The organism is Streptomyces sp. NPDC087428, from assembly GCF_044744085.1.
In the GTDB taxonomy this organism is placed as follows: Bacteria; Actinomycetota; Actinomycetes; order Streptomycetales; family Streptomycetaceae; genus Streptomyces.
In genome coordinates this window covers 396,495-423,208 of sequence record NZ_JBIUXR010000010.1, presented here as the reverse complement: position 1 = coordinate 423,208, position 26,714 = coordinate 396,495, and the positions used below count along the sequence as shown (strand labels likewise).

Here is a 26,714-nt window from a genome sequence, read left to right as displayed (position 1 = left end):
GACGGTACTCAGGGTCGCCCCGGAGGCCGCGCCCCGCGGACCGGACGCGCCGTTCACTCCGCCCGGCCCAGGAGGAGACCCGAGGTGGGTACCCCCGTGCCGGCCGTGACCAGGGACCGGGCCGCCCCGGGTATCTGGTTCACCGAGGTGCCCCGGATCTGCCGGACCGCCTCCGCGATGCCGTTCATCCCGTGCAGGTACGCCTCCCCCAGCTGGCCGCCGTGGGTGTTCAGGGGCAGGGCGTCGGCGGCCACGAAGTCGGCGGCCTCACCCGGTCCGCAGAATCCGAACTCCTCCAGCTGCATCAGCACGAACGGGGTGAAGTGGTCGTACAGGATCGCCACGTCGATGTCGGCGGGGGCGAGGCCCGAGTTCCGCCAGAGCTGGCGGGCGACGACGTCCATCTCCGGCAGACCCGTCAGCCCGTCCCGGTAGAAGCTGGTCATCTGCTCCTGTGCCCGCCCCGCCCCCTGCGCGGCGGCGACGATCACCGCGGGCGGGTGGCGCAGGTCCTTGGCCCGTTCCGCGCTGGTGACGACGATCGCCTGTCCGCCGTCGGTCTCCTGGCAGCAGTCGAGCAGGCGCAGGGGCTCGACGATCCAGCGGGACGCCGCATGTTCGGCGAGGGTGATCGGCTTCTCGTAGAAGTACGCCGCCGGGTTGCGCGCGGCATGGCGCCGGTCGGTGACCGCGACGTGACCGAAAGCCTCCGGCGTCAGCCCGTAGGTGTGCAGATACCGCTGGGCCGCCATCGCCACCCAGGAGGCGGGGGTGAGCAGCCCGAAGGGCAGGTTCCAGCCCAGCGCCGCGCCCTCCGCCGTGGGCTCCCGCTGCTGCACCCCGGAGCCGAAGCGCCGCCCCGACCTCTCGTTGAACGCGCGGTAGCAGACGACCACGTCGGCCACCCCGCAGGCGACGGCGAGGGCCGCCTGCTGGACGGTGGCGCAGGCCGCCCCGCCGCCGTAGTGGATGCGGGAGAAGAACGACAGCTCACCGATGCCGGCCGCCTGGGCGACGGTGATCTCGGGGCTGGTGTCCATGGTGAACGTGACCAGTCCGTCGACGTCGGCGGGGCTGAGCCCCGCGTCGTCGAGCGCCGCCCGTACGGCCTCGACGGCCAGCTTGAGTTCGCTGCGTCCCGAGTCCTTGGAGAACTCGGTCGCCCCGATCCCGGCCACCGCCGCCCGTCCGCCGAGCGAATCGGCCCTGCGCACGCTCATGCGGTTCCCTCCGGAACGCTGATGGTCACCGTGCCGGTGACATGCCTGCCGAGGCCGTTGGCGCCGACTATCGCCACCTCGGCCGTCCCGTCGTCGCCGAGCGCGGTCACCGTGCCGCTCAGCACCATCGTGTCGCCCGGATAGTTCGGGGCACCCAGCCTGATCGCGATGCTCCTGAGCACCGCCGAGGGCCCGAAGTGGTCGGTGACGTACCGCCCGACCAGGCCGTTGGTCGTCAGGATGTTCATGAAGATGTCCGGGGAGCCCTTCTCCCGGGCCAGTTCCGCGTCATGGTGCACGTCCTGGTAGTCGCGGGAGGCGACCGCGCCCGCCACGATCAGGGTGCGGGTCACCGCGATCTCCAGCGGTGCCAGCTCTTCGCCGACCTTCACCGTGATCCCTCCTCCACCAGCAGTCCGCCGAGTTCCTGGAGCACTTCGCTGCCGCAGCCGAGGTAGGCGTCGAGCTGACGTCCCCAGAGGAAGTGCCGGTGCACGGGGTGGTCGAGGTCGGCGCCCGTACCTCCGTGCAGGTGCTGCGCCGCGTGCACGACCCGCTTTCCCGCCTCGGACGCCCACCACGCGGCGGTGAGCGCCTGCGCCGCGCGGGGCAGCGACCGGTCGTGCAGCCATGCGGCCTCGTACGCCGTGACGCGGATCGCCTCGGTGTCCATATGGGCGTCGGCGGCTCGCAGCAGCACCCCCTGTTTGGTCGAGAGCGGGCGCCCGAACTGCTCACGTGTGCCGGTGTGTTCGACGGCGCGCGCCACCGAGCCCGCGCACACCCCCGCCTGCAGGCCCGCGAACGCCGTACGGGCCGTGGCGAGCACCTCCTCGTACGCCCGCGCCCCGCCGAGCCGTTCCCCCGGCGCCCCGTCGAGCACGAGCCGTCCCGCCGACCACGGGGCCGTGGTCTCCACGGGCTCGGTCAGCACACCGGCGTCCGCGGTCCGTACGATCCACAGCGACCGGTCCGCGGCCGCGACGAGGACGTGTGTGGCCCCCCTCAGCCACGGCACCAGCGGCACCGTGCCGGTCAGCCCGCCCTCCGGCCGCGCATGCACGGAGCCGCCGGCCGGGAAGGCCCCGACCGCCACCGCCGTGCCGTCCCGGAACGGTGGCAGCAGCCGCTCGCGCTGTTCGTCCGTGCCGTGTCCGGCGACGGCGAGGAGCCCGTACACACAGCTCGACGCGAAGGGCACCTGCGCGGTCGTCCGGCCCTGTTCCTCCAGGAGGAGCACCAGGCCGAGGAGCCCGATCTCCTCGACCGCCCCGGGCAGTCCGGCCGCACAGAGCTCCTTCCAGAGCCCGGCGTCCGTACCGGTGCCGGCCGCGACCAGACGGTCGTGCGTCGACAGGTCCCCGAAGATCCGCGCGGCGAGCCCCTGCGCGGCGGTCTGCTCCTCAGTGGGTGTGAAATCCATGTCAGGCCTCGCTCCCCCGGAAGACCGGCAGTTCCAACTCGGGGTCCGTACGCAGGAATTCCAGCCGGACCGGCATTCCCACCCGCACCTTGTCGTACGGCACCCCGATCACGTTGCTGACCATCCGGACGCCCTCCGCGAGCTCCACCAGCGCCACCGCGTACGGCTCGGCGTCCTCGGACGTGCTGAACGCGGGGAAGGGCGGGTGATGCATCACGACGTACGAGAAGACGGTGCCCTCGCCCGATGCCTCGACCGTCTCCCACGCCGAGGACCCGCAGTCATTGCAGCCGGGCAGCCAGGGGAAGCGCAGGGTGCCGCACGCGTCACAGCGCTGGATCAGCAGCTGGTGCGCGGAGACGCCCCGCCAGAATCCGGCGTTGTCCCGGTTGATCACCGGCCTGGGCCGCAGGCTCCCGCCGCTCCGCCGCCGCCCGGACCGCGCTGCCTCCTTGCCCTGCGTATCCCGGCTCTCCGCCTTGCCCTTCACCGCCGCCGGACGGTACTTGAGAATCCGGAAGCGGTGCGTCCCCGCCGGCTCGCCCTGCGCCCGGACGTCCATGCGCGTGGTGATGAAGTAGCCGGTGCCCAGCTTCGTCGTCTTCCGCTCCGACACCGCCTCGATCACCGCGTCGAAGGTGATCCGGTCGCCGGGCCGCAGCGGCCGCAGGTACTCCTGCTCGCAGTCGGTCGCGACCACCGAGCCGTACCCGGCCCCGTCGAGCAGGCCGAAGAGCTCGTCGTAGGCCGCGCCCCGGTCCGTGTGCCCCGACAGCCCGCCCATCGTCCACGCCTGAAGCATGGCCGGAGGGGCGACGGCGTCGGGGCCGGCGTACGCGGGATTCGTGTCACCCATGGCCTCGCACCAGTGCCTGATCATGGGCTCGTTGACCGGATCCTTGCCACTGCCGGCGGTGGCGGCCGGCCGCCCCTCGTACGCCCTGAGCCGCTCGTACAGTTCGTCCGGCAGGTCCTGGCTGCCCGGCCCGTCACGCGTGTCCCGTACGCCCTGCCTGCCCGGCCCTTCGCTCGTGTCCCGCACGCCCTGCCTGTCCTGCTCGGCCATCACCGCTTCCCCCTCTTCATGCCGAGCCGCATCGTCGCGACGATCTCCCGCTGCACCTCGCTCACCCCGCCACCGAAGGTGTTGATCTGCGCCGCCCTGTTCATCCGCTCCAGCTCCCCGTCCCCGAAGGCGCCGGGCGAACCGCCCCGGATCATTCCGGCATCGCCCGTGATTTCCTGGCACATGCGATACACCTCGACAGCGCTTTCGGTTCCCACGAACTTCACGCCGCTCGCCTCACCGGGTGCCAGCGCACCGGCCCCCACATCCCCCACCAGGCGCCAGTTGAGCAGGCGTGTCGCCGCCAGCCGGGCATAGGCCTCGGCCAGCCTGGACCGGATCCACGGCTCGTCGACCGGACGCCGCCCCGTCACCGGATCGGGCGTACGGGCGAAGGTGAGCGCCGCGTCGTAGAAGTCCTCGGCCTGCATCCCGATCGCGGCCAGGGCCACCCGCTCATGGTTCAACTGGTTGGTGATCAGCCCCCAGCCGCCGTTCTCCGCACCGACCAGCCCGGTGGCGGGCACCTGCACGCCGTCGTAATACGTGGCGGTCGTGGTCAGCCCGCCCACGGTCTCGATCGGCGTCCAGGAGAAGCCGGGCGCGTCCGTCGGCACGAGGATGATCGAGATGCCGCGGTGCTTGGGCGCCTCCGGATCCGTACGGCAGGCGAGCCAGATCCAGTCCGCGTTCTGCGCGTTGCTGGTGAAGATCTTCTGCCCGTCGATGACCCACGAGTCGCCCTGCCGTACGGCCCTGGTCCGCAGCGCCGCCAGGTCGGTACCGGCCTCCGGCTCGCTGTAGCCGATGGCGAAGACGATCTCACCGGCCAGGATCCGCGGCAGGAAGTACTCCTTCTGCGCCTCGGTCCCGTACTTCATCAGGGTCGGGCCCACGGTGTTGAGGGTGACCATCGAGACGGGGGCGCCGGCCCGGTAGGCCTCGTCGAAGAACACGAACTGTTCGTCCGCGCCGCGCCCCTGCCCGCCGTACTCGACGGGCCAGCCGAGCCCCAGCATCCCGTCCGCACCGATACGGCGCAGCAGTCGCCGCTGTTCGGCCGGGCTCCCGGCCACCGGGCCGGTCCGGTGACCGGACTCCGGCATCACCTCGCGGAAGTACGTGCGGAGTTCGGCGCGCAGCTGTAGCTGGCGCTCCGTAGGGGCCAGGTGCACGGCGGCTGCCTCCCGGGAAAGGCCTGCGGATCAGGGTTTCTGACTGTCCGTCAGATTCCGTTCACCTGTCAAGGCACCCGACAGCAGACGCTCACCGCCCCCTCCCCCTTTCACCCCTCCCACCCGCTTCATCCCCGCACTTCCCCCTCACCCCGCACTCCACCCGCCTCCCTCCCGTCACCCCCGGGAACGACGAGCGGCCTGCGTGCCGCCACCGAAGTGACGTCACGCAGGCCGCCGTTCCCCCCGACCGCGGCCCGGTCCCCCGAACGGCCCGCGGCAGGCACCGGATCACCAGAGATTGGTGAAGTTCACCGCGACGGTGTGGCTGGACTGGTCGATCGCCGTGAAGGCGGACCCGTTCACCTGGGCGGAGTTGCTGTGGTTCGACGCCCCGTCCCCGACGGCCTGCTGCTGCGAGGTGGACGAGTTTCCGAGGTTCAGCCCGCTGACGCCGCTGCCGCTGATCGCGGCCACACCCGAGTTCGATCCGTCGTTCGCGAACGAGCCGTTGTCGGCCTGGGCCACACCGGCGAAGAGCGCGCCGGCGAGGGGCAGAGCGGCAACAACGGCGAGGGCACGAGCGGTACGGATGCTTGCCATGTCTATTCCTCCAGGAACCGAAAGCAGGGCGGGTCCCGGGTCAGTTGGCCGACCGCCCGGGTGGTGGTCACGACGTCGCGAGATCAAGGTTGCCCACCATCACCCCGGCGAACCACCCACACTTTTCGATTCCCTCGCAAGCGTGATGAAGAGCTGATAAACCCCCAGACTCCACAGACTCGCAGGTCAGCAGGACGCACCCGTACAACCCTTGCCCCGCAAGAGAAGAAGCGTTCCGCCACTCCACGCCGCACCCCCACTCCCGAACCTTTCCCTCTTCCCTTATTCGAACGTTAGTACGAAAATAGAAGCATGGCCATCACCGACCGGCGAACCTTCACCCTGGCCCTGGCCCACGCACTGTCCGCGGCCGAGCACGGGCTCCCCGTCCTCCCGTTGTCCGCGTCCAAGCTCCCCGCCCTGCGCTCCCCGCACCGGGGCGAGGACCGGCCGAGCAGCTGCCGGGGCGCCTGCGGCCTGCCCGGACACGGCGTCCATGACGCCACCACCGACCCCGCCGCCGTACGCGCCCTCTTCGCCGCCGCCCCCTGGGCCACCGGCTACGGCATCGCCTGCGGCCGGGCCCCGCACCACCTCATCGGTATCGACCTCGACATCGACCCGAACGGCCGGAACGACTCCACTGCGGCCCTGCAACAGCTCGCGTTCCATCACCTGTTCACCATCCCGCCGACCGTCACGGTGCTCACCCCCAGCGGCGGCCGCCACATCTGGCTGTCCGGCCCGCCCGGAACGGCCGTACCGAACTCCGCGGGCCGGCTCGCCCCCGGCATCGACATCCGCGGCACGGGCGGCTACCTGGTCGGCCCCGGCTCGGCCACCACCCGCGGCACCTACCGGCTCGTCCCCGGCACCGGCAGCCTCCCGCCGGCCCCCTGCCCCCGCGCCCTCCTCCAGCTACTGACGCCCCCGGCACGCGCACACCGCCGCCACGGCCACCCCGACGACCGGGGCCAGGGCCTGATCCGGTTCGTCCGCGCGGCGGACGCGGGCCAGCGCAACACCCGGCTCTTCTGGGCCGCCTGCCGCGCCTACGAACACGGCTTCGGCGACACCCTGGCGGACGCCCTCACCGAAGCCGCGGTCCGCACCGGCCTCCCCGAACACGAGGCCCGCGCAACCATCGCCTCAGCGGCACGCCTCACCACAACGCGCTGAGAACGCCCGAGAGGAAGAGAGGGGAGGGGAGAGCAAGTTGGGGTGAGTGGCGGGTCGGCATACAACGGGAAGGCGGAACCGGTCGGAAGGCAGAACCGGCCGGATTCGAACCGGCGTCCTCGCGGTTTTGGAGACCGCGCGCGACGACCTCTGCGCTACAGCTCCGCCCCCGTCCGCCATCGTAAGGACTCCTGCTGCGGCCGAGGCGGTAACCGTGCTCTTGCCGTGCCCGTCCGGCCGGGAGCCGACGGGCACCCAGGGGATACCGGCGGACAGCGTGGGGTCACCGGACTGAGCCGGGTTGACGCCATAGTCGGTCCGACGCGACGGACGCGGAGTCGCCACGCTCGGCATCCGCCCCACTGAGCCAGGAGTCCGACGCCTCGGCCACCTGGTCGTCGCGACCAGCCACAGGCCGGACGTAGCGTGCGGACGACGTACGAGTTCCTGGCGGACGGCAGGCCGGTGCAGCTGTCGACGCGTTGGGAACCGTACGACGACACCGGCGGCACGCTCATCGTCCTCCCAGAGGAAGGCCACATGCCGGGGCAGGTGCCGTGCACCGCATGGCCGCGATCGGAGTCACCGTCAGCCATGCCGCGGAGCAGCCCGAGCCGCAACCCGCGACCTGCGACCTGCGACCGCCGAGGAGCCGTCGCTACTGAACATCCGGAAGGCCGCACTCGTGACGTGCAGGTGGCTTCAGGGCAGCGACGCGCAACGGTACGAGGTAGCAAGGCTCATCGGCAGACGAGCATGCCGCCAAGACAAGTGACACGGAAAGCGCCCTCTGCCTGGATGGTCTCGTTGACCCGCTCCCGCGCGCGTTCGATCGTCTCCGGGAACGGAACGCCCATCCTGTCGGCCCAGGCTTCGTACGAGGCCAAGTGCGCGACGACCGGTTCAGCGTCGGTCACCTCGATCACCCCGGGGAGGGGGATTGTGCGGATCTCGCCGAAGACCGTACCGAGGACCGCCGGCGCGTCCTCCAGGGTGAAGCGGGCGGACAACTGCACTCGGGCCGGGCCCTCCTGGATGCCCAGCACATCGCCTGCGGCCTGGCGCCAGAGGTGCTCCAGTTCCCGTTTGTCGGCCTGACTGTTCGTCGAGACGATCGCGATGCCGCCGGGTGCCAGTACGCGGCCCAACTCCCGTACGGCCTGAGCCTGGTCCGCGACGTGATACAGCATGTGCAGCGCAAGAACCGCACCGAGGGCTCCATCCGCGATGGGCAACTGTTGGACGTCCGCGACGACCGCTCCGGGGATGGCGCCGAGGATGCCGTGAGACACATCCATGGGCAGCACGTTCAGGTCGGGACGGTCGTCCCGCACCCGGGTGGCGAACTTCCCGTTACCGCAGCCCACGTCCGCGACCGCGCCGCGTATGCCGGTCAGTTCGCTCACGACGATGCCCGGAAGGTCGTGTCTCGGGGTCTGCCATTGGTAGAGGGACTGGCGGGCGGCCAGGTGCTGACCCGTGCCGTACGCCTTGGTGGAAAGAAGGCTGCGGTCGGTGACCGAATGATCAGGCGCGGGCTGGACGGTCATCGGGGCTCCGTGGGCTTGCTGGCGAGAGCGGGCCGGACGGTCACCTCGTGGATGTGCGCGCGGAGACTGACTGCCGACTGTGCGCCACGGTACGGCTCGCTTCCGAGGAGTGCGGCCAGATTGCGAAGCCTGATGGTGATGCTCGCCGTGTATCCCTCGGCGCCGAACACCTCCGAGAGCTTCGCACCGGCTCCCTCGACGTCACCGCTGGCAAGGTAGGCGGTGGCCAGGTCCAGATGGGCGGCCTGTAGATCGCCGGGGGAGCGGTCGTCTTCCGGCCCGGCCTGGTACAGCTCCACGGCACGATGGGAAGCACCTATGGCGTGCCGGATCTGCTCATCGCCCCCGACGGCCAACAAGGTGGTACCGGCATAGGCCCACTGCTTGGCCTCGGGAAACGAGAAGACCCCGGGCAACTCGTCGGGTCCCGCAGCGCCCCGCGCCTCACGGGCCAGCGCAAGGATCCGCAGCGCGCTGCGGTTGTCCCCTGCGGCCGCGCGGGCACGCGCCTCCAAGCTCAGCAGCCGAGCCTTGATCGTTCCCGTACCGGGGCCTCGCCCCTCGCTCTGCCCGGCTTGCGCAAGGTCTCCTGCTCTCCGGTAGTCCCCCGCCCAGTAAGCGGCCAGTGACTGGAACGACCGTGCCCATGCGCGTAGCGGTGAGTGCTCCGAGATCTCCGCGCACTGCACCACAGTGCGGACATGCGTAGCTGCGGCAGAGCGGTCCCCCAAGTCAAGTGACACATGGGCTGCAAGACCGGATAGCCACCCCGCAACCACATACAGGTGACGGGTCTGACTGGGGTGCTGGCGGCCCTCCAGTAACTGGAACACTCCACCCTGAGCTGTGCGAATCTCCGGGATCAGAAGAGGCAGGGGCCGACTGACGAAGTCTCGGGCAAGCCGTTCAACATCAGCATCGAACTGCTCCAGTACGAGCGTGTTGACGTTGGTCTCCGCCGCGTGACGAGCGAGCCTGGCAGAGAGTTCCGTGTCGGCGGCTGGGGATCGGGCATCGTCGTCCGCCCCCGGTACTCCGGCAACCAGCGGCTCGGCGGCTGAGGTCGGCACCTCGGCCGGTTCGCGGGGTGTGACCGTCAGGCTGGGCGGCGTCTCCCAGGAGCGCCGGGCAAGTCCGAGCATGTGTCCGGGAATGCGCAATCCGTCCGAGATCCGTTCGATCACGTCCATGTGCAGCAACTGCCTCCGCCCGGCGATCACCTCACCCACACGGCTCGGGGTCAGGTCGCAGCGGCGCGCGATCATCGATGGATAGATGCCTGCTCGTGCCTTGACCAGGTGAAAAATGCGGCCGAAATCTCTGGCCTGGCATGCCTCGATCATGACTGGGTCTGTGAGCAGGCTGACCGGGAGTTCCTTAGAGCGAGATGGCTCGGGCATCGGGCACGCTCCGGCGTGAGGACTACGGATCGCTGCACTTGGTCGACCGAGGGTGATGTTACCCAAGTTGGGTAATCCGCTTGGCCTTTCCGGCCGGGTCCGTGGATCGCGATGCTCCTGACCATGGCGAACGGACAGGACGACGTACGGATGACGTTGCGGGTCTCCCGCGACTCCGGCCAGACGTGGGGACCTCGCACGGAGGTACGCGTGGGCGAGGACCCGCTGGTCCCGGAGAATCAGGGCCGCTACCCGACGTGCGTCTGCCCCCGGTGCCCGCAGCAGGCACGGAACGCCGTCGTGCTCTTCCGGATGGTGCCGTGATGCGGTGCGCGCACTGGCGCCGGGTGCCCCTCGACCTGGCAAGGGAAGCACAGGACAAGTCAGCCGCCACGTACATCGACAGGGCGGTGCAGTGTCAGCTGTCCGCGCACGACGAGGGTGAGCACTTCGGTCTCCTCACCGACACAGGCGTGTACGGGACCGCGCTGTGGGTCCGCTGGCACGGGACGGACGAAGCGGAACTTGTCGTGTTGCCTGACTGCCCGGTGGCCGCCCCGGGGCCCGACGGTGAGGGCTGCTGTCTGTTCGCCGACCACGCCAAGCGGCACACCTGGGAAGACGCCCTGGAGGAGGTCTCGTGCACCGGCTGATTGCGAGTCCGCACAAGACCCGGCGCCCTCGCTCGCCTCGCAACGAACAGTGCGGGGACTGCGGTGGCAGCGGCGCCAATACGTCCGGCAGAACCTGCGGCACCTGCAACGGGCTGGGCGAGATCCACTGCCGCGCCGACCGCCAGGAGTCCCCTGTGCTGTCCCGCTCCGTGATCCGAAAGGAAGCCCACCGATGGCCCACGCTCTGATCGCCTCCCCGTTCCTCGACGGACACCTTCTCCTCAAGCCTGGAGCACGGGCAGGCGCACGAATCTCCGCCGACCACTTCGAGGGCCTGCGCCAGGCCGCCGCCGACGGTGAGTCGCTTCCCGCCTGGGCGGTGCAGACGGCCGCCGATGTGTGGGGCCTGAACCTGGGCGGCCGACCCGCGCAGGGCACCGTGCTGGTGCGCGAACCGTCCCCGTACGGCTACTGCCGCGCCTCCTGGGAGATCAACCTCGGCTGCAACTTCGGCTGCAAGCACTGCTACCTCGGCGAGCGCCCCTTCTCCGGCCTCGGCTGGGAGGACAAGGTGCGGCTGCTGGACATCATGCGCGAGGCCGGTGTCCTCTGGCTCCAGATCACCGGCGGCGAGCCCACCATGGACCCGGACTTCCAGGGTGCTTACCGGTACGCCTGGCAGGCCGGGATGATGCTCACCATCTCCACCAACGGCTCGCTGCTCCGGCGGCCGGACCTCCTCAAGCTCTTCCGGGACTGCCCGCCCTACCGGCTGGTGGTCAGCATGTACGGGGCGAGCGAGGAGTCCTTCGACACGCTCACCCAGCGCCGCGGGGCGTGGAAGGCGTTCCGGCGCGGCATCGACGCCGCCCGCGAAGCGGGTCTTCCTCTGCGCATCAACGTCGTGGTGACCGAGGACAACGCCTCCGAGGCCGACGAGATGGCCGCCATCGCCGACGAGTGGAACGTCGAGAACCACGCGTACACGAACATGACACCCACGATCTACGGCGGCGGAGAGCCGCTGCTCGCCCAGTCCGCCGCCCACCTGCGGCAGCGCAAGCCGTTCGCCGGCTGCAACGCGGGACACACCTTCTTTCACGCCGACCCGCACGCCAAGGTCTCGATCTGCAAGGTCGGCCGCGACGACCAGATCGACCTCATGGCCGAAGGCATCGACGGCCTCACCCGGCTCGGCGCCATCGCCGACCGCCTCATGCTTCGCACCGGTGGGTGCGAAGGCTGCGCGCTGTCCGGCACCTGCCGGGTCTGCCGCCCCCTGGCCAAGCACTACCAGGAGGCCAAGGCGCCGCTGCACAGCTACTGCCAGCACGGAGACAAGGAGAACGCCTCATGACCCCACCTGTACCGGTGACCATCCTCCCCAGCCCGCCGGCCTCGGCCCGCCGCGCGGCCTCACCCGTCGCGACCGCCTCGATCACCGCCGTCCAGGACCTCGACGCGATCGTGGAGAGCGCGGAGTGCTCCTGCGACGCCGGCGACGACAACCCGCACTGACCGACAGTCCAGTCGGCCCCGCTCAGGCCCTGACGTGTTCGCGTCGGGGCCTGAGCCCTGCCGGCCGACCGCTAGGGTGCCGCTCATGCTCTTCCGCTGGGACTGGCTGCGGCCGGTACTGACCGCGCCGATCGTGCCGACTCTCGGCCCCGTCCACCCCCACGTCCTCACTGTCGACCTCTTCGAGGACACGCTACGAGCGGCCGTAACTGGCCGGTCCTTCCTCCACTACGACAAGGACCGGCGCTGGAGTACCGAGAAGGACGAGACAGTCCTCTGCGACGATGTGGTCCATCAGCCCGGCCATACCCTCATGCCCACCCTGACTCGGCGCGGACGCGGCACCGTCAAGGTCTTCGCCTACGGGCACCATGGCAGCGTCGTGGACGAGGCCGGCGAGCTTGCAGTGAAGCTCGCCGCCGTGCACGACGCGATGAAAGCCCAGGTTGTACGCCCGCTCGGCCCCGAGACCGCCTTCCCGCGCGGCACACGCATCCAGCTCAAGGACTTCACTGCCTGCCCGTGCCCAGACCTCGGCGGCCCGGTCCGCCCTATGCCCGACTGGCCGGCCGCCGTGCAGAACACCTTCGCGTCGTTCGCCGCGGCCATGACCGCTGATGGCCTGGCCTTCCTCCACGCCCACATGCAGACCGGCCGGTGCGGCCCGGTCCTCGCCGCCGCCGTCGAGGGCCAAATCGTGGGTGCGATCGGCCCCATGGAAGTACGCACCGACGCGATCGGCTGCCCCCAGCTCATGCCCCAGTACTTCGCCGTCCTGCCCGAGGCCCGTGGGCAGGGCCTGGGTCGCGCCCTGTGGCGGGCCGCGATGCACTGGGGCCAGTCCCACGGCGCGGCCTACCAGCTTCTCCAAACCGAGGTCGGCGGCCCGTCCGACAGGCTGTGCCAAGCCGAAGGGCTGACCTCCCTCGGCTTCAGCCACACCACACCTGCGTAGCCGCTTCAAAACTCTGTGCGTGCACGCCAACTACAGCCCCCCGCCGTGACCGTTCACTCACGCCGGCGCGGCGTACAACTCGGTCGGCCGGAGTGGCTATGGCCGGTGTCCTGTTCGAGTTGGGGTCGGCCCAGACCATCGGACTCGGGCAGACCTGAGTCGGTGTCGAAGCGCTCGCGATTGCGCAGGGCCGGAAGGTTCATGGTGGTCCATGCCTGGTCCACACAGCATGACCGAAAGCGGCACGCGAGCGGGGCAGGGTAAGACAGGACCCCATACAGAAGGGGTGCCCCTGGTCGGGACACCCCTTCTGATCAGCGCATTCTCTGACCTGCTGCGGTGGGTGTGGGATTTGAACCCACGGTGACATCGCTGCCACGACGGTTTTCAAGACCGTTCCCTTAGGCCGCTCGGGCAACCCACCCCGCGCCGACGGTCAACAAACCGCTTTCGACACCAGGACAGCCTAGCCGGTCAGCTGTCGCCCTTGCGCTCCCCCAGGGTGACTTCGGCGGTCGACGTCTTGCCGCCGCGCTTGTAGGTCAGCGTGACCTTGTCGCCCGGCTTGTGGGTCCAGATCTCGCCGATCAGGGTCGGGCCGCTGTCGACCACGGTGTCGTTGAACTTCGTGATGACGTCCCCCGGCTTGAGGCCCGCCCGGCCCGCCGGGCTGTCCTTCGGGACCGCCTCCGTGCCGCCCGAGCCCTGGTCGGAGATGACCGCGCCGCCCGTCTTCTCGTCCATCGTCACCGTGGCGCCGATGACCGGGTAGACCGGCTGACCCGTCTTGATCAGTTGCTGGGCGACGTTCGTCGCCTGGTTGATCGGGATCGCGAAGCCGAGGCCGATGGAGCCCGCCTGGCTCTGGCCGGTGCTGCTGCCGGTCGACTGGATCGCCGAGTTGATCCCGATGACCGCGCCGCCGGCGCTCAGCAGCGGGCCGCCGGAGTTGCCCGGGTTGATCGAGGCGTCGGTCTGCAGGGCGCTCATGTACGAGTTGCTGCCGCCGGCGCCGTCACCGGAGGCGACCGGGCGGTTCTTCGCGCTGATGATGCCCGTGGTGACCGTGTTGGACAGGCCGAACGGGGCGCCGATCGCGATCGTCGAATCGCCCACCGCCACCTTGTCCGAGTTGCCCAGGTCCAGCGGGGTGAGTCCCTGCGGCGGGTCCTTCAGCTTCAGGACCGCGACGTCGTAGCCCTGGGCCCGGCCGACGACCTCGGCGCCGTACTTCTTGCCGTTCGAGAACGTCGCCGTGAGCTGGCCGTTGTCCGCCGCGGAGGCCACCACGTGGTTGTTCGTGAGGATGTGGCCCTCCTTGTCGTACACGAAGCCGGTGCCGGTGCCGCCCTCGCCGTCGCCGCCCTGCGCGTCGATGGTGACCACGCTGGGCAGCGCCTTGGCCGCCACTCCCGCGACCGTGCCCGGGTCGCGCTTGAGGTCCTGCGGGTTGGCCGACGCCGCGACCGTGGTCGAACCGGAGCCGCCGGAGCCGTCATTGCTGTCCGCGGCCCAGTAGCCGAGGGCCCCGCCGACCCCGCCCGCGACCAGCGCTGCCACGACCACCGCGGCCACCAGGCCGCCGGCACCGCGCTTGCGGGGGGCGTCGGGCGCCTGCACCTGGCCGGGCGGGCCCCACACGGGTCCGCCGCCCTGCGCGCCGTGGGCGTAGGCGGGGACCGCGGGCGGGGGCGGGGGCCAGCCGGCATCCGCTGCCGACTGCGGTACGGGAGGGGGCGTGTGGGGCTGCGGCGCCGGCGGGACCTGGGCCATGGGCGTGGTCGCCGGGTCATGGGCCGGGAGGGCCTGCGGCTGCTCGGCCGTCACATCCGTCCGCGGAGGGGCCGGGTACGTGCTTCCAGGAGGCCCCTGGGGAGCATCGGCCGGCACTGGAGGTGCGGACGGAACGGACGGGGCGGCCTCGGCCGCCGTGCCCTTGTTGTCCTCGTTCTCTGTGCTCACAGCTCTATACTCCTCGGTTCCACATCATGATTCGGCAAGAGATCCGCTGTGTACGTGTCTGGAGTCAGCTTTTCCCACAGCACGTCAGACCACTGTAAGCAGGACCTGTGCATCCGCGCACGGGCCTTTACATCGGACAAAACGTCTCCACCTCGCAGGGTTCGCGCCCGCGGTCCCGCCGGTGACACCATGACGCGGTGACCCAAGCACGGCAGCAGCACACCACGCAGCATCCCATCCAGGTCATCGCGCACCGAGGCGCGTCCGACGACGCCCCCGAGCACACCTTGGCCGCGTACCGGAAGGCGATCGAGGACGGTGCCGACGCCCTGGAGTGCGACGTGCGGCTCACCGCCGACGGCCATCTCGTATGCGTGCACGACCGCCGGGTGAACCGTACGTCCAACGGCCGCGGCGCGGTCTCGACCCTGGAGCTCTCCGAGCTCGCCGCGCTCGACTTCGGCTCGTGGAAGGACCGCGAGGAGTCGGAGTCCCCGGACTGGGACCCGGTGCCGGGCGAGCTCACCTCCGTACTGACCCTGGAACGGCTGCTCGAACTGCTCGTCGAGACGAGAGCCGCCGGGCGTCCGCTCCAGCTGGCCATCGAGACCAAGCACCCGACCCGCTGGGCGGGCCAGGTCGAGGAGCGGCTGCTGCATCTGCTGAAGCGGTTCGAGCTCGACGCACCGCCGGCCGACGGCCCCTCACCGGTCCGCATCATGAGCTTCTCGGCCCGCTCCCTGCACCGCATCCAGGACGCCGCACCGGATCTGCCCACCGTCTACCTGATGCAGTTCGTCTCGCCGCGGCTGCGTGACGGGCGCCTGCCGGCCGGCGCCCGGATCGCCGGTCCCGGGATGCGGATCGTGCGCAGCCACCCGGGCTACATCGACCGGCTGCACCGCGCGGGCCACCGGGCCCATGTCTGGACGGTCAACGAACCGGAGGACGTCGACCTCTGCGTCCGGCTCGGAGTGGAGGCGATCATCACAAACCGCCCGAAGCAGGTCCTGGCGCAACTGGGACGCTCCTAGACCGACCGGTACATATGCTGGTCGGTCTTCATATCTGTGACAGGGAGTGCACCGGCGCATTCGGGGTGTACTCGATCGTTACGAGTGCGTCACTGGCAGACCATTGGCCGGTTTCCGGCCCAGCCCAGGGGGGCATCCACTCCGTGGCGTGGGGCAAAGGAGGTCTCGGGGGTGGCGTTGGTGGTGGCACAGGAAGTGCCCACGTCGTCGAGCATGGCCGTTCCCCATGGCCCTGCGGGCGTGGGTCAGGCACGACACCGGATGCGTGAGCAGTTGCGCAGCCACGGAGTGTCGGACTCGGTCGTCGACGATGCTGTGTTGATCCTTTCCGAACTGCTCAGCAATGCCTGCCGGCACGGCAGGCCGCTGGGCCGGCAGAGCGATGTGGGAGAGGGCGACGTACGCGCCGCGTGGTGCGTCGACAGAACGGGCGGGCTGACCGTCGAGGTGACGGACGGAGGCGGTCCGACCCGACCGGTTCCGGCCACTCCCTCGGTCACCGCTCGTGGCGGCCGAGGGCTCAACATCATCAGCGCGCTCGCCGAGAAGTGGGGCGTACGCGACGACTCGTCGGGCGAGGTCACGGTCTGGGTGCTGGTCAACGAGGGCCCGGGGCGCCCCGACGGCCGACCGGGCGCACGAGGCAACGGACGGGTCAACGGACAGGCGACCGCCGCGACCCCGGTACCGAGCGCGACCGCGGTACCGAGCGCGGCCGCGCTGCCGAGCGCGACCGTGGCACCCGTCGTACCGGAGCTCGACGGGCTGGATCTCGCCGCCGCTTTCGACGACGCGGGCTGACCCGGGCGAAGCCGTACGGGCTGGATGCGCGGGCGAAGCGGTACGACGGAAGCTGTGCGGCCGAGACAGTACGGCGCAAGCGCAGCGGTCCCCCAGCCGGGAAAGTCGCACCCGGAACGCGGCGTTCCCGCGCCCGTACCCGCAGGCAGCCGGGGCAGCTGCACCCCGGACACCGTACGGGCGGCTAGGCTCGCGGCCCAGACCGCACTGTCTCAACCGTCGCAACCGGGAGAAAGCCCACCATGGCCAAGAAGCGCCCTCAGACCAAGGCCGGGAAGCAGCAACTCAAGGACGGCGAGATCCCGGTGGTCGGGGCTCGCGAGCCCTGCCCGTGCGGTTCGGGCCGCCGTTACAAGGCCTGCCACGGCCGCGCCGCCGCCCAGGCCGTGACCGAGCTGGTCCAGCGTCCCTTCGAGGGACTGGCCGGCGAATGCGACTGGGTCGCGCTGCGCGAGCTGGTCCCCGCCGCCACGGTCGAGCTGACGCTGAAGGGCGGGCTGCCCGAGGGCGTGCCGTCCGTGACGCTCGCGACCGTGCTCCCGATGGCCTGGCCAGCGCTGCGCCGCGACGACGGATCCGTTCTGCTCGCCCTGCAGAACGACACCTCTTCCGGTGACCTCAGCCGGGACCTCGCCGACACCCTTCAGCGAGCGCTGGAGACCGAGCCCGGTTCGCCCGTGGCCGCCCGGCGCGTTCCGGCCGACGGGCCCCGTTTGCAGGACGTCCTGGACCCGGACGCGCCGTTCGCGCCCGTCGTGCACTCCGGCTTCGAGTTCTGGGTGCCGGACGCGGAGAACGCCACGGCCGAGGTGTCCGCCTCCCTGGAGCGTGCGAACGACGCCGCGATCCCGACCGTCCTGCTCACCGGGGTTGACGCCGCGTACTGGTGCGAGACGCCGGAGAAGAACCACCTCCGGTGGGTCATGCCGCACCCCGAGGAGCAGCTGCTCGACGCTCTCGCCCGGCTGCACGCCGCCGGAGTCTCGTCCCTCGGCGAGGGGACCAGGCTGGTCGGCTCCTTCCGCGCGCACGGCCTGATGGTGCCGGTCTGGGACCTGCCGAGCGAGATGGGAGCCGAGGAGTGCGAGAAGCCCGCCGCGGTGTTCGCGGAGCGGCTGGCCACGGCGCTCGCTTCGGACGCGCCCCTCACTCCCGAGGAGCGCCGGGCACGCGGCGGGCTCACCAACCGCCAGGTGACGCTCAGCTGACAGTGACCACTACCCGGACCGTACGGTGACTCGCGTCACAACTCGCCGTACTGACAGGTAAATCGCTGTCCGAATACGCGAGATCGAATTTGCGAACGGCAGATCTCTTGTTACCGTTCTAGAAGCCCGGTCGCTGGTGCATCCCCCGTCGCCAGCGATCGGGCATCCTCATTTCCGGGTACGGCGCCCATGGCGCACCGTGCGGCGCACGAACCGCGCACAGACCTGATGCAGGTCCCCGGACGAGCCCCCCCAGTGGAGCAAGCCTCGCCATCGGCCCACCCGGGCCGTCGACGGCTCCAGACGGCTCCCCACGGCTCCAGACGACTCCCGACCGATCGGGCAAGCATCGGCCACGGGCCTGCGCCAACCCGACCCGGACGGAACCGGATTGGCTCCGGCCCCACAGAACCCCGCCCCTCAGCGACGCCGCACTGCCCCGGGGCCCGAGGACAGCCGCAGGGCCCCCGGCGTCGGGCGGGGAACGGGTGGCGCCCGCGGACGGTGGCCGGAGTCGTCATCCGAACCTTCGAACACCCGCGGGAATGCGACTTCCGCCGGAATACGGCCGCAAAACAACCGGGGCGGCGCCCGAACTGCCCCCGAACCGCGCCCGAATCGAGCCCGAACAACGCCCGGACTGTGCCCGGGACAACACCCCGAGCGATTCCCGAAAGAGAAGCTCGAACATTCTTCGGACACATTTCGGAAGGGGCATCAGAAAGCCGACCGCCGAACGCTATTGCACCGTCGCGCTTTGCGCCGCCGCCGCCCGGCCGTCAGTAGGCGAGCCGGCTTCCACCGTCCGGCGCGCTGTTGCTCGCTTCGACCAGCGCGTCCAGAACCGCTCCCACATCCGGCAGCCACGGCGAGGCGGCCGCCGCGACGGGCGCTCCACCCGTCAGCCGCAGCCGGGAGACGCGGGCCGGTGCCCGCTCCCAGCGCACCTGCCCCGTGCCCGTCTCTGACGGCGGAAGGACGAGATAGCCGCCCTCGCCGTGGAACCGCAGCGAACTGGGCACCCAGTCCTGGGCGTGCAGCAGTTCACCGAGCCGTTCGAGGGTGTACGGGGCGACCAGCAGCGACCACCGGGTCGGCGTCGCCACCACGGGGCCCAGCCGCACCCCCATCCGGTCGAGTTCGGCCAGTGCGCCGGCGCCGACGGCGGCCGGCAGGCTCAGTGCGCACGGCGCCGGCCCGCCGGTGGCCAGCACGACCGGCGCGGTGGGCCGGTTCGTCCACCACCAGCGCACCATCCGCGGGTCGGTGGTCGCCGCGAGCAGTCCGGGATCGAAGGGGTGCGCGCCGGGTACGGCGCACTCGGGGTCGGGGCAGGCGCAGCCGCGCTCGCCGCGGCCGTCGGCCGCTTGCAGTCCCACTCCCGGGAGTACCGGCCACTGCCACTCGGTGGCACAGGTCAGGGCCGCGTCGAGCTGGGCGGGCCTGTCCCGGAGCCGGAGCCTGCGTCGCCTTCCGAGGATCTCGCGCATGAGCGCTCGTTCCTTTCCGTTGAACGCCGAGGGTCCACATCACACCACGCGTGCGTCACATCGCGTGTGCGGAACTTCACTGTGTGTACATGCTCGTCGAGCCTGCGGTACGGGTTGGTCGTCGCTACCGAGCGTGAGCTGTGCTGAGCCGAATCGAGCCGGTTCCAGTCGAAATCGTGGCGAGGTGCAGGGCGTGTGTCGCGCCTGCCGTCCGTGCGCACGACCTCGCCACTCGGGGGTGGGGCGGGGCCGTCACAGATGAGGACGTCCGGGCTCGCTGCCAGGTTCCGGGGGCGGTCGGAACCGCCCCTGGTCATCTACCGATTACGTACCCAGCATGCCCGGAATGACGCTCCCCTCGGGACTTCACCCCGAGGACACCCCCTGCCAAGCACACCCAGTCGACCGCAAATAGCTGCCGCAGGGTGCATTTTTTGGCCAAGTTGGTTATCACTTGGACACCACAAATCCCGTGGGGACAATGCTGGACATCGCCTCACTTGTGCGTGTACATGTGGATGCATTGATAGCGGCGCAGAATGACATGGGGGTTTGCGATGCTATTCGACGAAACACACCAGTCGGAAAGCTGGCGACCATGAGCGCCCCGCACCTGCCGAAAGTGGCTGGAATCGACCCCACAGTTCCGGTTTCGACGCACACTGACGGGCCTCTCGCCGAGGTGCCCGCCGCCCCCAGTGCCTTCATCCAGGACCGTCTGGCGGGCTGGGTCTCCGACCTCACCACGCTGCACGAGCTCACCGAGCGGCTGGCCAGAACCAACAGCCTGGACGACGCACTTCACGAGCTGCTCGACGCCGGAGCCGCTCTGGTGGGAGCCCGCCGCGGGCTGATCGCGTTCGAACCGTCCGACCGCCGCGGCCCCGTCAGCACCATCGGCCTCGGACTGGCCCACGCGGAACTCGGCCAGATCGAGACGGTGCCGCGCAGCGCCACCTCCTACGGACGCGTCCTGGAAGGTCTGCCCACCCCCGAAGGCCCGCTGACCACCCCCGATCTGCTCGGCGACACCGGCCTGGACCCCCGCAGGCGTGAGGTCGCCGCCCGGCTCGGCTACGCCGCCAGTTACGCCCTGCCGATCGCCACCGACCGGACCGGCCGGCTCGCCGCCGCCGTCTGGCTCTACGACGAACCCGCCGAGCCGCTGGAGCGTCAGCGCCACCTGGTGGGCCTGTACGCCGGGTACGCCGCCGAACACCTGGCCCGGCTGCTGGAACTGGAGCGGGCCAGGACCGATGTCGCCACCGTCACCGAGGAACTGCTGCCCAGCCGGATGCCCCGGATCCCCGGCGTGGAGCTGGCCGTACGCCATCACGCCGCACCGCAGGGCGGCAACGACTGGTTCGACGCGCTGGCCCTCCCGGAGGGTGCGCTCGGGCTCGCCGTCGGCTCGGTGAGCGGCTCCGGGCCGAGCGCCCTGGCCGCGATGGGCAGACTGCGCGCCGGTCTGCGGGCCTACGCGGTGATGGAGGGAGAGGACCCCGTCGCCGTACTCTCCGATCTTGAACTGCTGCTGCGGCTGACCGAACCCGCCCGTTCCGCGACCGCGCTGTTCGCCTACTGCGAACCGGCCCGCCGCAAGATCCTGCTGGCCGGGGCCGGGCACGCCCCGCCGCTGATCATCGGCGACCGGCGCACCGAGTACGTCGAGACGACCCTGTCGGCGCCGCTGGGCATGCTCGCCTGCTGGGAGGCGCCGAGCGTGGAGATCGCCCCGGCGCCCGGCGAGACCGTACTGCTGTACACCGACGGCCTGCTGCGCCGGGCCGGGGACTCGATGGACCGGGCGTTCACCCGGCTCCACTCGGCGGCGGCGAGCGTCCCCAGGGCGCTGCGCAACGACGCCGCGTCGGTCGCCGACCACGTGCTGCGCACCGTGCTCCCCGACGGCCCCGAGCAGGGTGACGACACGGAGGACGTGGTCCTGCTGGCCGCGCGGTTCGACTGAGCCGCCCCGCCGCACCCACCGCCGCACCCACCGCCGCACCGCCCCGCTGCCGCCGGGCCGTCCCGGCCGGAGCCGGGCACTCCGGGTAAGAGGTCTTCCGGCCCTGGGCCCCCTTCCGTACGCCCGTACGATGGAGGGGGTCCAGTGTCGTATCAAGGAGAGACAAAACGTGTCTGAGGAGCTCACCCCGGAGAACCCGGAGACCGAAGAGGCAGAGCCGGTCAAGCAGCGGAAGAACGGCCTGTACCCGGGCGTCTCCGACGAGCTCGCCGCGAGCATGAAGTCCGGTTGGGCCGACACCGAGCTGCACGGACTCGAGCCGATCGCTCAGGCCGGGCACACCGCCGACCGCCGCGCCGCGCTCTCCGCGCGCTTCCCCGGCGAGCGGCTCGTCGTTCCCGCGGGCCGGCTGAAGACCCGTTCCAATGACACCGAGTACGCCTTCCGCGCCTCCACCGAGTACGCGTACCTCACCGGCGACCAGACCCAGGACGGCGTCCTCGTCCTGGAGCCGAAGGACGGCGGCCACGAGGCGACCGTCTATCTGCTGCCGCGCTCGGACCGGGAGAACGGCGAGTTCTGGCTCGACGGCCAGGGCGAACTGTGGGTCGGCCGCCGCCACTCCCTCACCGAGGCCGAGCAGCTGCTCGGCATCCCGGCGAAGGACGTACGGGAGCTGCCCGCCGCGCTGACCGAGGCCACCGGCCCGGTCCGCAACGTCCGCGGTCACGACGCCGGCATCGAGGCCGCGCTGAGCGACAAGGTCACGGCGGAACGCGACGAGGAGCTGCGGGTCTTCCTCTCCGAGGCGCGCGTGGTCAAGGACGCCTTCGAGATCGCCGAGCTGGCGAAGGCCTGCGACATCACGGCGCGCGGTTTCGAGGACGTCGTGAAGGTCCTCGACAAGGCCGAGGCGACGAGCGAGCGCTACATCGAGGGAACGTTCTTCCTTCGCGCCCGCATCGAGGGCAACGACATCGGCTACGGCTCGATCTGCGCCGCGGGCCCGCACGCCACCACCCTGCACTGGGTGCGCAACGACGGCGCGGTGCGCTCCGGCGAGCTGCTGCTGCTCGACGCCGGCGTGGAGACCAACGACCTCTACACCGCCGATGTGACCCGCACCCTTCCGATCAACGGCACGTTCACGCCGCTGCAGCGGAAGATCTACGACGCGGTGTACGAGGCGCAGGTGGCCGGCATCGCGGCGGTGAAGCCGGGCGCCGGTTTCCGTGACTTCCACGACGCCGCGCAGCGCGTCCTGACCGAGAAGCTCGTCGAGTGGGGTCTACTCGGCGACCGGTCCGTGGACGAGGTCCTGGAGCTGGGTCTGCAGCGCCGCTGGACCCTGCACGGCACCGGTCACATGCTCGGCATGGACGTCCACGACTGTGCCGCCGCGCGGACGGAGTCGTACGTCAACGGCACGCTGGAGCCCGGGGTGTGCCTCACCGTCGAGCCCGGTCTCTACTTCCAGGCCGACGACCTGACCGTCCCCGAGGAGTACCGCGGCATCGGCGTCCGGATCGAGGACGACATCCTCGTCACCGAGGACGGCAACCGGAACCTCTCGGACAAGCTGCCGCGGCAGGCCGACGAGGTCGAGGCCTGGATGGCCCGGCTCAAGGGCTGACCCGCGCCGGCCGGTCAAGGGCCGTCGACACGCGCCGGAGGGCGCCCCGCTCAGGACACCATGAGCAGGGCGCCCTCCCGCCATTTCAGGATCTTGTCGAAGCTGACCACCGCACCGCCGCGTCCCGGCCGGTTGCCGAAGTGGACGTGGTCGGAGAGCTGCTCGATCAGGCAGAGACCACGCCCGCCCTCGGCGGCGAGCGGCGGATGACCGGCCTGCTGCCCCGCTTGCTGCCCGGTCTGCTTCGACTGGAACTGCAGCAGTTCGTACGGCTGTGGCTCGTACTGCTGCGTCTCATGTCGTTGGTGCTGCGGTTCAAGTTGTTGGTGCTGCGGTTCGTGTTGCTGGTGCTGCGGTTCGTGTTGTTGCAGTTGCTGTTGCTGTGCGGCATCGCGAAGTGTGCGGCGGGCGGGGAAGCCGGGACCTGAATCGGCGACCTCGATACGGCATTTCTCGCCGTCCAGATATGCGGTGACCCGGTACTGCCCGCAGGCCGTACCGGACGGCTCTTCCCAGGCGTCCCACGCGTCCCAGTCCTCCCCGGCATCGTCCGGGCCCCCCTGGGCCCCGCCGTGCTCGACGGCGTTCGCGCAGGCCTCGCTGAGCGCGACCGACAGGTCGAAGGAGATGTCCGGGTCCACGCCCGCGGATTCCATGGTGCCGAGCAGGAAACGACGGGCGAGCGGAACGCTCGCAGCTTCGCGCCGCAGATGGAGTGACCACCAAATGCTCATGCTCCAGCCTCCTGGCTGCGGCTCGACATACCGATACGTATTGCCGCCCGATGCCGTTCGTAAGCACGGACGGGATGTGAGACCGCTCATTCGGCGGATACCCGGGCTCGCCACACCTGTGCATGCCCGGCCCACAAAGCAGCTCCTACCCCGTCCGCAACCATCCCCAACAGCCCGGCCCGCAGCCAATCGGGTGGAAGGTGACCTTCCGGACCTGCCGTACGGCGGCCGGGGGCGCAGTGCGATGATGACCCGGCCATGTCTAGGTCTGTGGGACGCGCCGGAGCCGGTCTGCGGCTCTTGAGGGCCGCGGTGTTCGCCGCGGTCTGCGTCGCGTTGTCCGCGGCCGGACACGCACTGGCCTCCTGCGCGGCGGTGCCCGGGTGGACCCTGCTCGCCGGCTTCCTCGGGATTCTCGCGGTGGCGGTGGCACTGGCCGGACGCGAGCGCTCGCTGCCGTCGATCGCCGCGGCCCTGGCCGGCGGACAGATCGCACTGCACACGCTCTTCGGTGCCGGTACGCACGCCGCGACGCCGCAGCCCGCGGCCGGCGACGACTCGCTGATCCGGTTCGCGGCAAGCCTCGTCTGCGGCGCGGGCCCGGCGCAGTTGAACGCCGCCGATGCCCACCGCATCGTCACCACGGCGGGCATCGACCCGGCGTCGGTGACCGCGCAGGCCCATCAGCACATGGCCGCCGCCCCGTCCGACGCCATGCTCGGCACCGGAGCGGCCGGCCTCGCCGGAATGTTCCCCAGCCTGCCCATGCTGCTCGGTCACCTGTTGGCGGCGCTGGCCACCGGCTGGCTGCTGCGGCGCGGCGAGGTCGCCCTGTTCCGGCTCGCCCGGCTGTCGGCGCACGGCGCCCAGCAGATCGCGGCCGGAGCCCGGCTGCGGGCGCTGCGGGCGGCACTCGTCCTCGTGTCCGCCCTGCGCGCCGGTCTTCCGGGCGGGCCGACGAACGGGCCGCGCATCCCGCGTACGGCCGTGGACGCACCGGCCCCGGCCACCGGGGACCCCTTGCAGCACATGGTGATCAGGCGCGGGCCCCCGCCCGTATTCGCTCTCGCAGCCTGACGCGACGCCCTCCTCCTCGATGCACGCGCCCCTCGCGGGCACCTCTCCGGTGCCGGTGCGGCCGGCGCGCACATGCCGCTCGTGAGGGAAGAGGTGTCGCGATGCCGTCGCGCACCCGCGCGGCGGAGCACCTTTCCTTCGTGCTTTGTGGAGTGATCCCTGACATGAACGTTTCCCGCATCGCCCTCGCCGGCGGCGTCGCCGCGTCCACCGTGCTGATCCTCGCCGGTACGGCCTCCGCCCACGTCAGCGTCCAGCCGCAGGGCGAGGCCGCCAAGGGCGGTTACGCCGTCATCAACTTCAAGGTCCCGAACGAGCGCGACGACGCCGCGACGACCAAGCTCGAGGTCAACTTCCCGACCGACCACCCCCTGGCCTCCGTCCAGCCGCAGGCGATCCCCGGCTGGAAGATCGACGTCACCACGAGCAAGCTGGCCAAGCCGCTCGACATGCACGGCAAGAAGATCAACGAGGCCGTCTCCAAGGTCACCTGGACCGCCGACGGCGGCAAGATCGAGCCCGGCCGCTTCCAGCAGTTCCCGCTCTCGGTCGGCCAGCTCCCCGAGAACGCCGACCAGCTGGTGTTCAAGGCCGTCCAGACGTACGACAACAAGGAAGTCGTCCGCTGGATCGAGGAGCAGAAGGACGGGGCGGAAGAGCCCGAGAGCCCCGCTCCGGTCCTCAAGCTGACGGCTGCCACCGATGACGCGCACGGCGCCGCGGCCGCCGGATCCGACGACAAGAACGCTGCCGCGGACCAGACGAAGGACGAGACGACGACGGCTTCGGCGTCCTCCTCCAGCGACACCACGGCCCGCGTCCTCGGCATCGTCGGCATCGTCATCGGCGTCGCCGGTGTCGCCTTCGGCGTCCTGGCCGGGCGTCGGCGCACCGCCTGACCCTCCACAAGCCCCAAAAGAACCACAAGCCCCACGGGCCCTAAAGCCCCACCCGCCCCACCGACCCACCCGCCTCACCGACCCATCAGGAATCAGTGCTCCATGGTTAAGAAGTCTGTGCTGGCCGCGGCGCTCGTCGCCGCGGCCACGCTCACCCTGTCCGCCTGCGGCGGCAGTGACAACGACAGCAAGAAGCCGATCGCCGACGTCTCGACGGAGACGAAGACCAAGGCCGCGACGGTGCTGGACGATCCGTTCACCAAGCCGAACCTCGTCCTGACCGACACCCACGGCAAGAAGTACGACCTGCGCGAGAAGACCAAGGGCAAGCCGACGCTCGTCTACTTCGGCTACACCAACTGCCCCGACGTCTGCCCGCTCATCATGAGCAACATCGCGATCGCCAAGAAGTCGCTCCCCGAGGCCGACCGGGACAAGCTCCAGGTCGTCTTCGTCACGACCGACCCGGAGCGGGACACCCCGTCCTCGCTGGGCAGCTGGCTCAAGTCCCAGGACCCGTCCTTCACCGGTCTCACCGGCGACTTCCCCACCATCCAGGCGGGCGCCCGGCAGATGGGCATCGGTATCGACGCGCCGAAGAAGGAGAAGGACGGCACCATCGTCTCGATGCACGGCTCGCAGGTCATGGCGTTCTCCCCGAAGACCGACAAGGGGTACGTGCTGTACAGCGAGGACACCACGCCCGACGACTACACCAAGGACCTCCCCAAGATCATCAAGGGGGAGAAGCCGTGAACCGCCGCACCACCCTCGCCGGCGTCCTGGCCCTCTCCACGGGTCTGACACTGGCGGGGTGCTCCTCCCCGGGCAGCGAGCCGGAGCTGAAGGTCATCGGCGCGTTCATGCCGCAGCCCGTCAACGACATGGCGGCCGCCTTCCTCGTCGTGCAGAACAGCGGCGGCAGTTCCGACCGGCTCACCTCCGTCACCAGCCCGCTCTCGGACGACGTCACGATCCACGAGACGAAGAACCAGGCGATGCGCATGGTGACGTCCTTCGCGGTGCCCGCGGGCGGCGAGCTGGACCTGGAACGCGGTGGAAACCACATCATGTTCATGAAGCTCAAGCAGCAGCCCAAACAAGGCGAGAAGGTGTCCATGGAGCTGCACTTCGAGAAGGCCGATCCCATCAGGATCGACCTTCCCGTGAAGGAGACCACCCACAACCCGAAGAAGCAGTGAGG

At 70.5% G+C, this 26,714-nt stretch carries 26 protein-coding genes, 2 tRNA genes and 1 pseudogene; 16 read left to right on the top strand and 13 right to left on the bottom strand.

Going from position 1 to position 26,714, the window contains the following annotated elements:
* Positions 1–53 precede the first annotated feature (53 nt).
* From ACIO3R_RS23545 to ACIO3R_RS23520, 6 genes are all read right to left on the bottom strand, one after another.
* Positions 54–1,220, bottom strand: coding sequence for a lipid-transfer protein (locus ACIO3R_RS23545; RefSeq protein WP_402108383.1), 1,167 nt, complete (start codon positions 1,218–1,220; stop codon positions 54–56).
* Positions 1,217–1,612 carry a MaoC family dehydratase gene (locus tag ACIO3R_RS23540; protein ID WP_402108381.1) on the bottom strand — a complete coding sequence of 132 codons (396 nt, stop codon included), beginning with the start codon at positions 1,610–1,612 and terminating at the stop codon, positions 1,217–1,219. Before ACIO3R_RS23540 ends, ACIO3R_RS23545 begins: the two co-directional genes overlap by 4 nt.
* Entirely contained in the window at positions 1,609–2,643 is a 1,035-nt protein-coding gene (locus tag ACIO3R_RS23535; protein WP_402108380.1) for an acyl-CoA dehydrogenase family protein, read from the bottom strand. Before ACIO3R_RS23535 ends, ACIO3R_RS23540 begins: the two co-directional genes overlap by 4 nt.
* Position 2,644: 1 nt before the next feature.
* A complete protein-coding gene (locus ACIO3R_RS23530; protein WP_402108378.1) occupies positions 2,645–3,709 on the bottom strand; it encodes a bifunctional MaoC family dehydratase N-terminal/OB-fold nucleic acid binding domain-containing protein in 1,065 nt (354 codons plus the stop codon).
* Entirely contained in the window at positions 3,709–4,884 is a 1,176-nt protein-coding gene (locus ACIO3R_RS23525) for an acyl-CoA dehydrogenase family protein (RefSeq protein WP_363022983.1), read from the bottom strand. The genes ACIO3R_RS23530 and ACIO3R_RS23525 overlap by 1 nt, the downstream gene beginning before the upstream one ends.
* 291 nt (positions 4,885–5,175) lie before the next feature.
* Complete coding sequence (locus ACIO3R_RS23520) at positions 5,176–5,487, bottom strand: hypothetical protein (protein ID WP_385027754.1); 312 nt, start codon at positions 5,485–5,487, stop codon at positions 5,176–5,178.
* Positions 5,488–5,799: 312 nt separating this feature from the next.
* Here ACIO3R_RS23520 and ACIO3R_RS23515 point away from each other — a divergent pair, with 312 nt between their 5' ends.
* The gene (locus tag ACIO3R_RS23515; RefSeq protein WP_402108376.1) at positions 5,800–6,666 is read left to right on the top strand and encodes a bifunctional DNA primase/polymerase; all 867 of its coding nucleotides are present in this window, start codon (positions 5,800–5,802) and stop codon (positions 6,664–6,666) included.
* 90 nt (positions 6,667–6,756) lie between these two features.
* Here ACIO3R_RS23515 and ACIO3R_RS23510 read toward each other — a convergent pair.
* Positions 6,757–6,831: transfer RNA gene (locus ACIO3R_RS23510), tRNA-Trp, on the bottom strand.
* 261 nt (positions 6,832–7,092) lie between these two features.
* Here ACIO3R_RS23510 and ACIO3R_RS23505 point away from each other — a divergent pair.
* Positions 7,093–7,441: pseudogene (locus tag ACIO3R_RS23505) on the top strand (hypothetical protein); the annotation flags it as partial.
* Here ACIO3R_RS23505 and ACIO3R_RS23500 read toward each other — a convergent pair.
* Both ACIO3R_RS23500 and ACIO3R_RS23495 read right to left on the bottom strand, forming a co-directional pair.
* Entirely contained in the window at positions 7,407–8,216 is an 810-nt protein-coding gene (locus ACIO3R_RS23500; RefSeq protein WP_402108374.1) for a class I SAM-dependent methyltransferase, read from the bottom strand. The pseudogene ACIO3R_RS23505 and the gene ACIO3R_RS23500 overlap by 35 nt on opposite strands.
* The gene (locus tag ACIO3R_RS23495; RefSeq protein ID WP_402108372.1) at positions 8,213–9,616 is read right to left on the bottom strand and encodes an XRE family transcriptional regulator; all 1,404 of its coding nucleotides are present in this window, start codon (positions 9,614–9,616) and stop codon (positions 8,213–8,215) included. The genes ACIO3R_RS23500 and ACIO3R_RS23495 overlap by 4 nt, the downstream gene beginning before the upstream one ends.
* A gap of 123 nt (positions 9,617–9,739) precedes the next feature.
* On the opposite strand from ACIO3R_RS23495, the gene ACIO3R_RS23490 reads away from it, so the two are divergent.
* The 5 genes from ACIO3R_RS23490 (at position 9,740) to ACIO3R_RS23470 (ending at position 12,703) form a co-directional block, all read left to right on the top strand.
* Positions 9,740–9,940, top strand: coding sequence for a hypothetical protein (locus tag ACIO3R_RS23490; RefSeq protein WP_385027770.1), 201 nt, complete (start codon positions 9,740–9,742; stop codon positions 9,938–9,940).
* Positions 9,940–10,269: a hypothetical protein gene (locus ACIO3R_RS23485; RefSeq protein WP_385027772.1), complete on the top strand. Its 330-nt coding sequence runs from the start codon at positions 9,940–9,942 to the stop codon at positions 10,267–10,269. Before ACIO3R_RS23490 ends, ACIO3R_RS23485 begins: the two co-directional genes overlap by 1 nt.
* A 193-nt stretch (positions 10,270–10,462) precedes the next feature.
* Positions 10,463–11,587: a radical SAM protein gene (locus ACIO3R_RS23480; RefSeq protein ID WP_402108370.1), complete on the top strand. Its 1,125-nt coding sequence runs from the start codon at positions 10,463–10,465 to the stop codon at positions 11,585–11,587.
* Positions 11,584–11,748 (top strand): hypothetical protein, encoded by a 165-nt coding sequence (locus tag ACIO3R_RS23475; protein WP_385027778.1) that lies wholly within the window; start codon positions 11,584–11,586, stop codon positions 11,746–11,748. The genes ACIO3R_RS23480 and ACIO3R_RS23475 overlap by 4 nt, the downstream gene beginning before the upstream one ends.
* Before the next feature lie 85 nt (positions 11,749–11,833).
* Positions 11,834–12,703: a GNAT family N-acetyltransferase gene (locus ACIO3R_RS23470; protein ID WP_402108367.1), complete on the top strand. Its 870-nt coding sequence runs from the start codon at positions 11,834–11,836 to the stop codon at positions 12,701–12,703.
* A 337-nt stretch (positions 12,704–13,040) separates the two neighbouring features.
* Here the strand turns inward: ACIO3R_RS23470 and ACIO3R_RS23465 are convergent.
* Both ACIO3R_RS23465 and ACIO3R_RS23460 read right to left on the bottom strand, forming a co-directional pair.
* Positions 13,041–13,127: transfer RNA gene (locus ACIO3R_RS23465), tRNA-Ser, on the bottom strand.
* A gap of 50 nt (positions 13,128–13,177) precedes the next feature.
* Positions 13,178–14,665 carry a S1C family serine protease gene (locus ACIO3R_RS23460; RefSeq protein ID WP_402108364.1) on the bottom strand — a complete coding sequence of 496 codons (1,488 nt, stop codon included), beginning with the start codon at positions 14,663–14,665 and terminating at the stop codon, positions 13,178–13,180.
* Positions 14,666–14,862: 197 nt separating this feature from the next.
* Here ACIO3R_RS23460 and ACIO3R_RS23455 point away from each other — a divergent pair, with 197 nt between their 5' ends.
* From ACIO3R_RS23455 to ACIO3R_RS23445, 3 genes are all read left to right on the top strand, one after another.
* Complete coding sequence (locus tag ACIO3R_RS23455) at positions 14,863–15,699, top strand: glycerophosphodiester phosphodiesterase (RefSeq protein WP_385349095.1); 837 nt, start codon at positions 14,863–14,865, stop codon at positions 15,697–15,699.
* 84 nt (positions 15,700–15,783) lie between these two features.
* On the top strand, positions 15,784–16,500 hold the full coding sequence (locus ACIO3R_RS23450; RefSeq protein WP_402108361.1) for an ATP-binding protein: 717 nt from the start codon (positions 15,784–15,786) through the stop codon (positions 16,498–16,500).
* Positions 16,501–16,742: 242 nt separating this feature from the next.
* Entirely contained in the window at positions 16,743–17,708 is a 966-nt protein-coding gene (locus ACIO3R_RS23445) for a DUF5926 family protein (protein ID WP_385027793.1), read from the top strand.
* Positions 17,709–18,487: 779 nt separating this feature from the next.
* On the opposite strand, the gene ACIO3R_RS23440 is transcribed toward ACIO3R_RS23445, so the two are convergent.
* The gene (locus ACIO3R_RS23440) at positions 18,488–19,198 is read right to left on the bottom strand and encodes a bifunctional DNA primase/polymerase (protein ID WP_385027796.1); all 711 of its coding nucleotides are present in this window, start codon (positions 19,196–19,198) and stop codon (positions 18,488–18,490) included.
* Positions 19,199–19,796: 598 nt separating this feature from the next.
* Between ACIO3R_RS23440 and ACIO3R_RS23435 the strand changes: the two genes are divergently transcribed.
* Both ACIO3R_RS23435 and ACIO3R_RS23430 read left to right on the top strand, forming a co-directional pair.
* Complete coding sequence (locus ACIO3R_RS23435; protein WP_402108358.1) at positions 19,797–21,167, top strand: PP2C family protein-serine/threonine phosphatase; 1,371 nt, start codon at positions 19,797–19,799, stop codon at positions 21,165–21,167.
* Positions 21,168–21,336: 169 nt separating this feature from the next.
* Positions 21,337–22,800, top strand: a complete 1,464-nt coding sequence (locus ACIO3R_RS23430; protein WP_402108356.1) for an aminopeptidase P family protein — start codon at positions 21,337–21,339, stop codon at positions 22,798–22,800.
* A 50-nt stretch (positions 22,801–22,850) separates the two neighbouring features.
* On the opposite strand, the gene ACIO3R_RS23425 is transcribed toward ACIO3R_RS23430, so the two are convergent.
* A complete protein-coding gene (locus tag ACIO3R_RS23425) occupies positions 22,851–23,534 on the bottom strand; it encodes an ATP-binding protein (RefSeq protein ID WP_402108353.1) in 684 nt (227 codons plus the stop codon).
* 258 nt (positions 23,535–23,792) lie between these two features.
* On the opposite strand from ACIO3R_RS23425, the gene ACIO3R_RS23420 reads away from it, so the two are divergent.
* From ACIO3R_RS23420 to ACIO3R_RS23405, 4 genes are all read left to right on the top strand, one after another.
* A complete protein-coding gene (locus ACIO3R_RS23420) occupies positions 23,793–24,611 on the top strand; it encodes a hypothetical protein (RefSeq protein ID WP_385027807.1) in 819 nt (272 codons plus the stop codon).
* A gap of 164 nt (positions 24,612–24,775) precedes the next feature.
* On the top strand, positions 24,776–25,510 hold the full coding sequence (locus ACIO3R_RS23415) for a YcnI family protein (RefSeq protein WP_385027810.1): 735 nt from the start codon (positions 24,776–24,778) through the stop codon (positions 25,508–25,510).
* A 102-nt stretch (positions 25,511–25,612) separates the two neighbouring features.
* Positions 25,613–26,266, top strand: coding sequence for an SCO family protein (locus ACIO3R_RS23410; protein ID WP_385027813.1), 654 nt, complete (start codon positions 25,613–25,615; stop codon positions 26,264–26,266).
* Positions 26,263–26,712, top strand: coding sequence for a copper chaperone PCu(A)C (locus tag ACIO3R_RS23405; RefSeq protein WP_363022961.1), 450 nt, complete (start codon positions 26,263–26,265; stop codon positions 26,710–26,712). Before ACIO3R_RS23410 ends, ACIO3R_RS23405 begins: the two co-directional genes overlap by 4 nt.
* The last annotated feature ends 2 nt before the right edge of the window (positions 26,713–26,714 follow it).

Coding starts and splice junctions, on each gene's coding strand:
- ACIO3R_RS23545 (WP_402108383.1), bottom strand. CDS start 1,220: ATGAGCGTGCGCAGGGCCGATTCGCTCGGCGGACGGGCGGCGGTGGCC.
- ACIO3R_RS23535 (WP_402108380.1), bottom strand. CDS start 2,643: ATGGATTTCACACCCACTGAGGAGCAGACCGCCGCGCAGGGGCTCGCC.
- ACIO3R_RS23530 (WP_402108378.1), bottom strand. CDS start 3,709: ATGGCCGAGCAGGACAGGCAGGGCGTGCGGGACACGAGCGAAGGGCCG.
- ACIO3R_RS23520 (WP_385027754.1), bottom strand. CDS start 5,487: ATGGCAAGCATCCGTACCGCTCGTGCCCTCGCCGTTGTTGCCGCTCTG.
- ACIO3R_RS23515 (WP_402108376.1), top strand. CDS start 5,800: ATGGCCATCACCGACCGGCGAACCTTCACCCTGGCCCTGGCCCACGCA.
- ACIO3R_RS23500 (WP_402108374.1), bottom strand. CDS start 8,216: ATGACCGTCCAGCCCGCGCCTGATCATTCGGTCACCGACCGCAGCCTT.
- ACIO3R_RS23495 (WP_402108372.1), bottom strand. CDS start 9,616: ATGCCCGAGCCATCTCGCTCTAAGGAACTCCCGGTCAGCCTGCTCACA.
- ACIO3R_RS23490 (WP_385027770.1), top strand. CDS start 9,740: ATGGCGAACGGACAGGACGACGTACGGATGACGTTGCGGGTCTCCCGC.
- ACIO3R_RS23485 (WP_385027772.1), top strand. CDS start 9,940: ATGCGGTGCGCGCACTGGCGCCGGGTGCCCCTCGACCTGGCAAGGGAA.
- ACIO3R_RS23480 (WP_402108370.1), top strand. CDS start 10,463: ATGGCCCACGCTCTGATCGCCTCCCCGTTCCTCGACGGACACCTTCTC.
- ACIO3R_RS23475 (WP_385027778.1), top strand. CDS start 11,584: ATGACCCCACCTGTACCGGTGACCATCCTCCCCAGCCCGCCGGCCTCG.
- ACIO3R_RS23470 (WP_402108367.1), top strand. CDS start 11,834: ATGCTCTTCCGCTGGGACTGGCTGCGGCCGGTACTGACCGCGCCGATC.
- ACIO3R_RS23445 (WP_385027793.1), top strand. CDS start 16,743: ATGGCCAAGAAGCGCCCTCAGACCAAGGCCGGGAAGCAGCAACTCAAG.
- ACIO3R_RS23440 (WP_385027796.1), bottom strand. CDS start 19,198: ATGCGCGAGATCCTCGGAAGGCGACGCAGGCTCCGGCTCCGGGACAGG.
- ACIO3R_RS23435 (WP_402108358.1), top strand. CDS start 19,797: ATGAGCGCCCCGCACCTGCCGAAAGTGGCTGGAATCGACCCCACAGTT.
- ACIO3R_RS23425 (WP_402108353.1), bottom strand. CDS start 23,534: ATGAGCATTTGGTGGTCACTCCATCTGCGGCGCGAAGCTGCGAGCGTT.
- ACIO3R_RS23420 (WP_385027807.1), top strand. CDS start 23,793: ATGTCTAGGTCTGTGGGACGCGCCGGAGCCGGTCTGCGGCTCTTGAGG.
- ACIO3R_RS23415 (WP_385027810.1), top strand. CDS start 24,776: ATGAACGTTTCCCGCATCGCCCTCGCCGGCGGCGTCGCCGCGTCCACC.
- ACIO3R_RS23410 (WP_385027813.1), top strand. CDS start 25,613: ATGGTTAAGAAGTCTGTGCTGGCCGCGGCGCTCGTCGCCGCGGCCACG.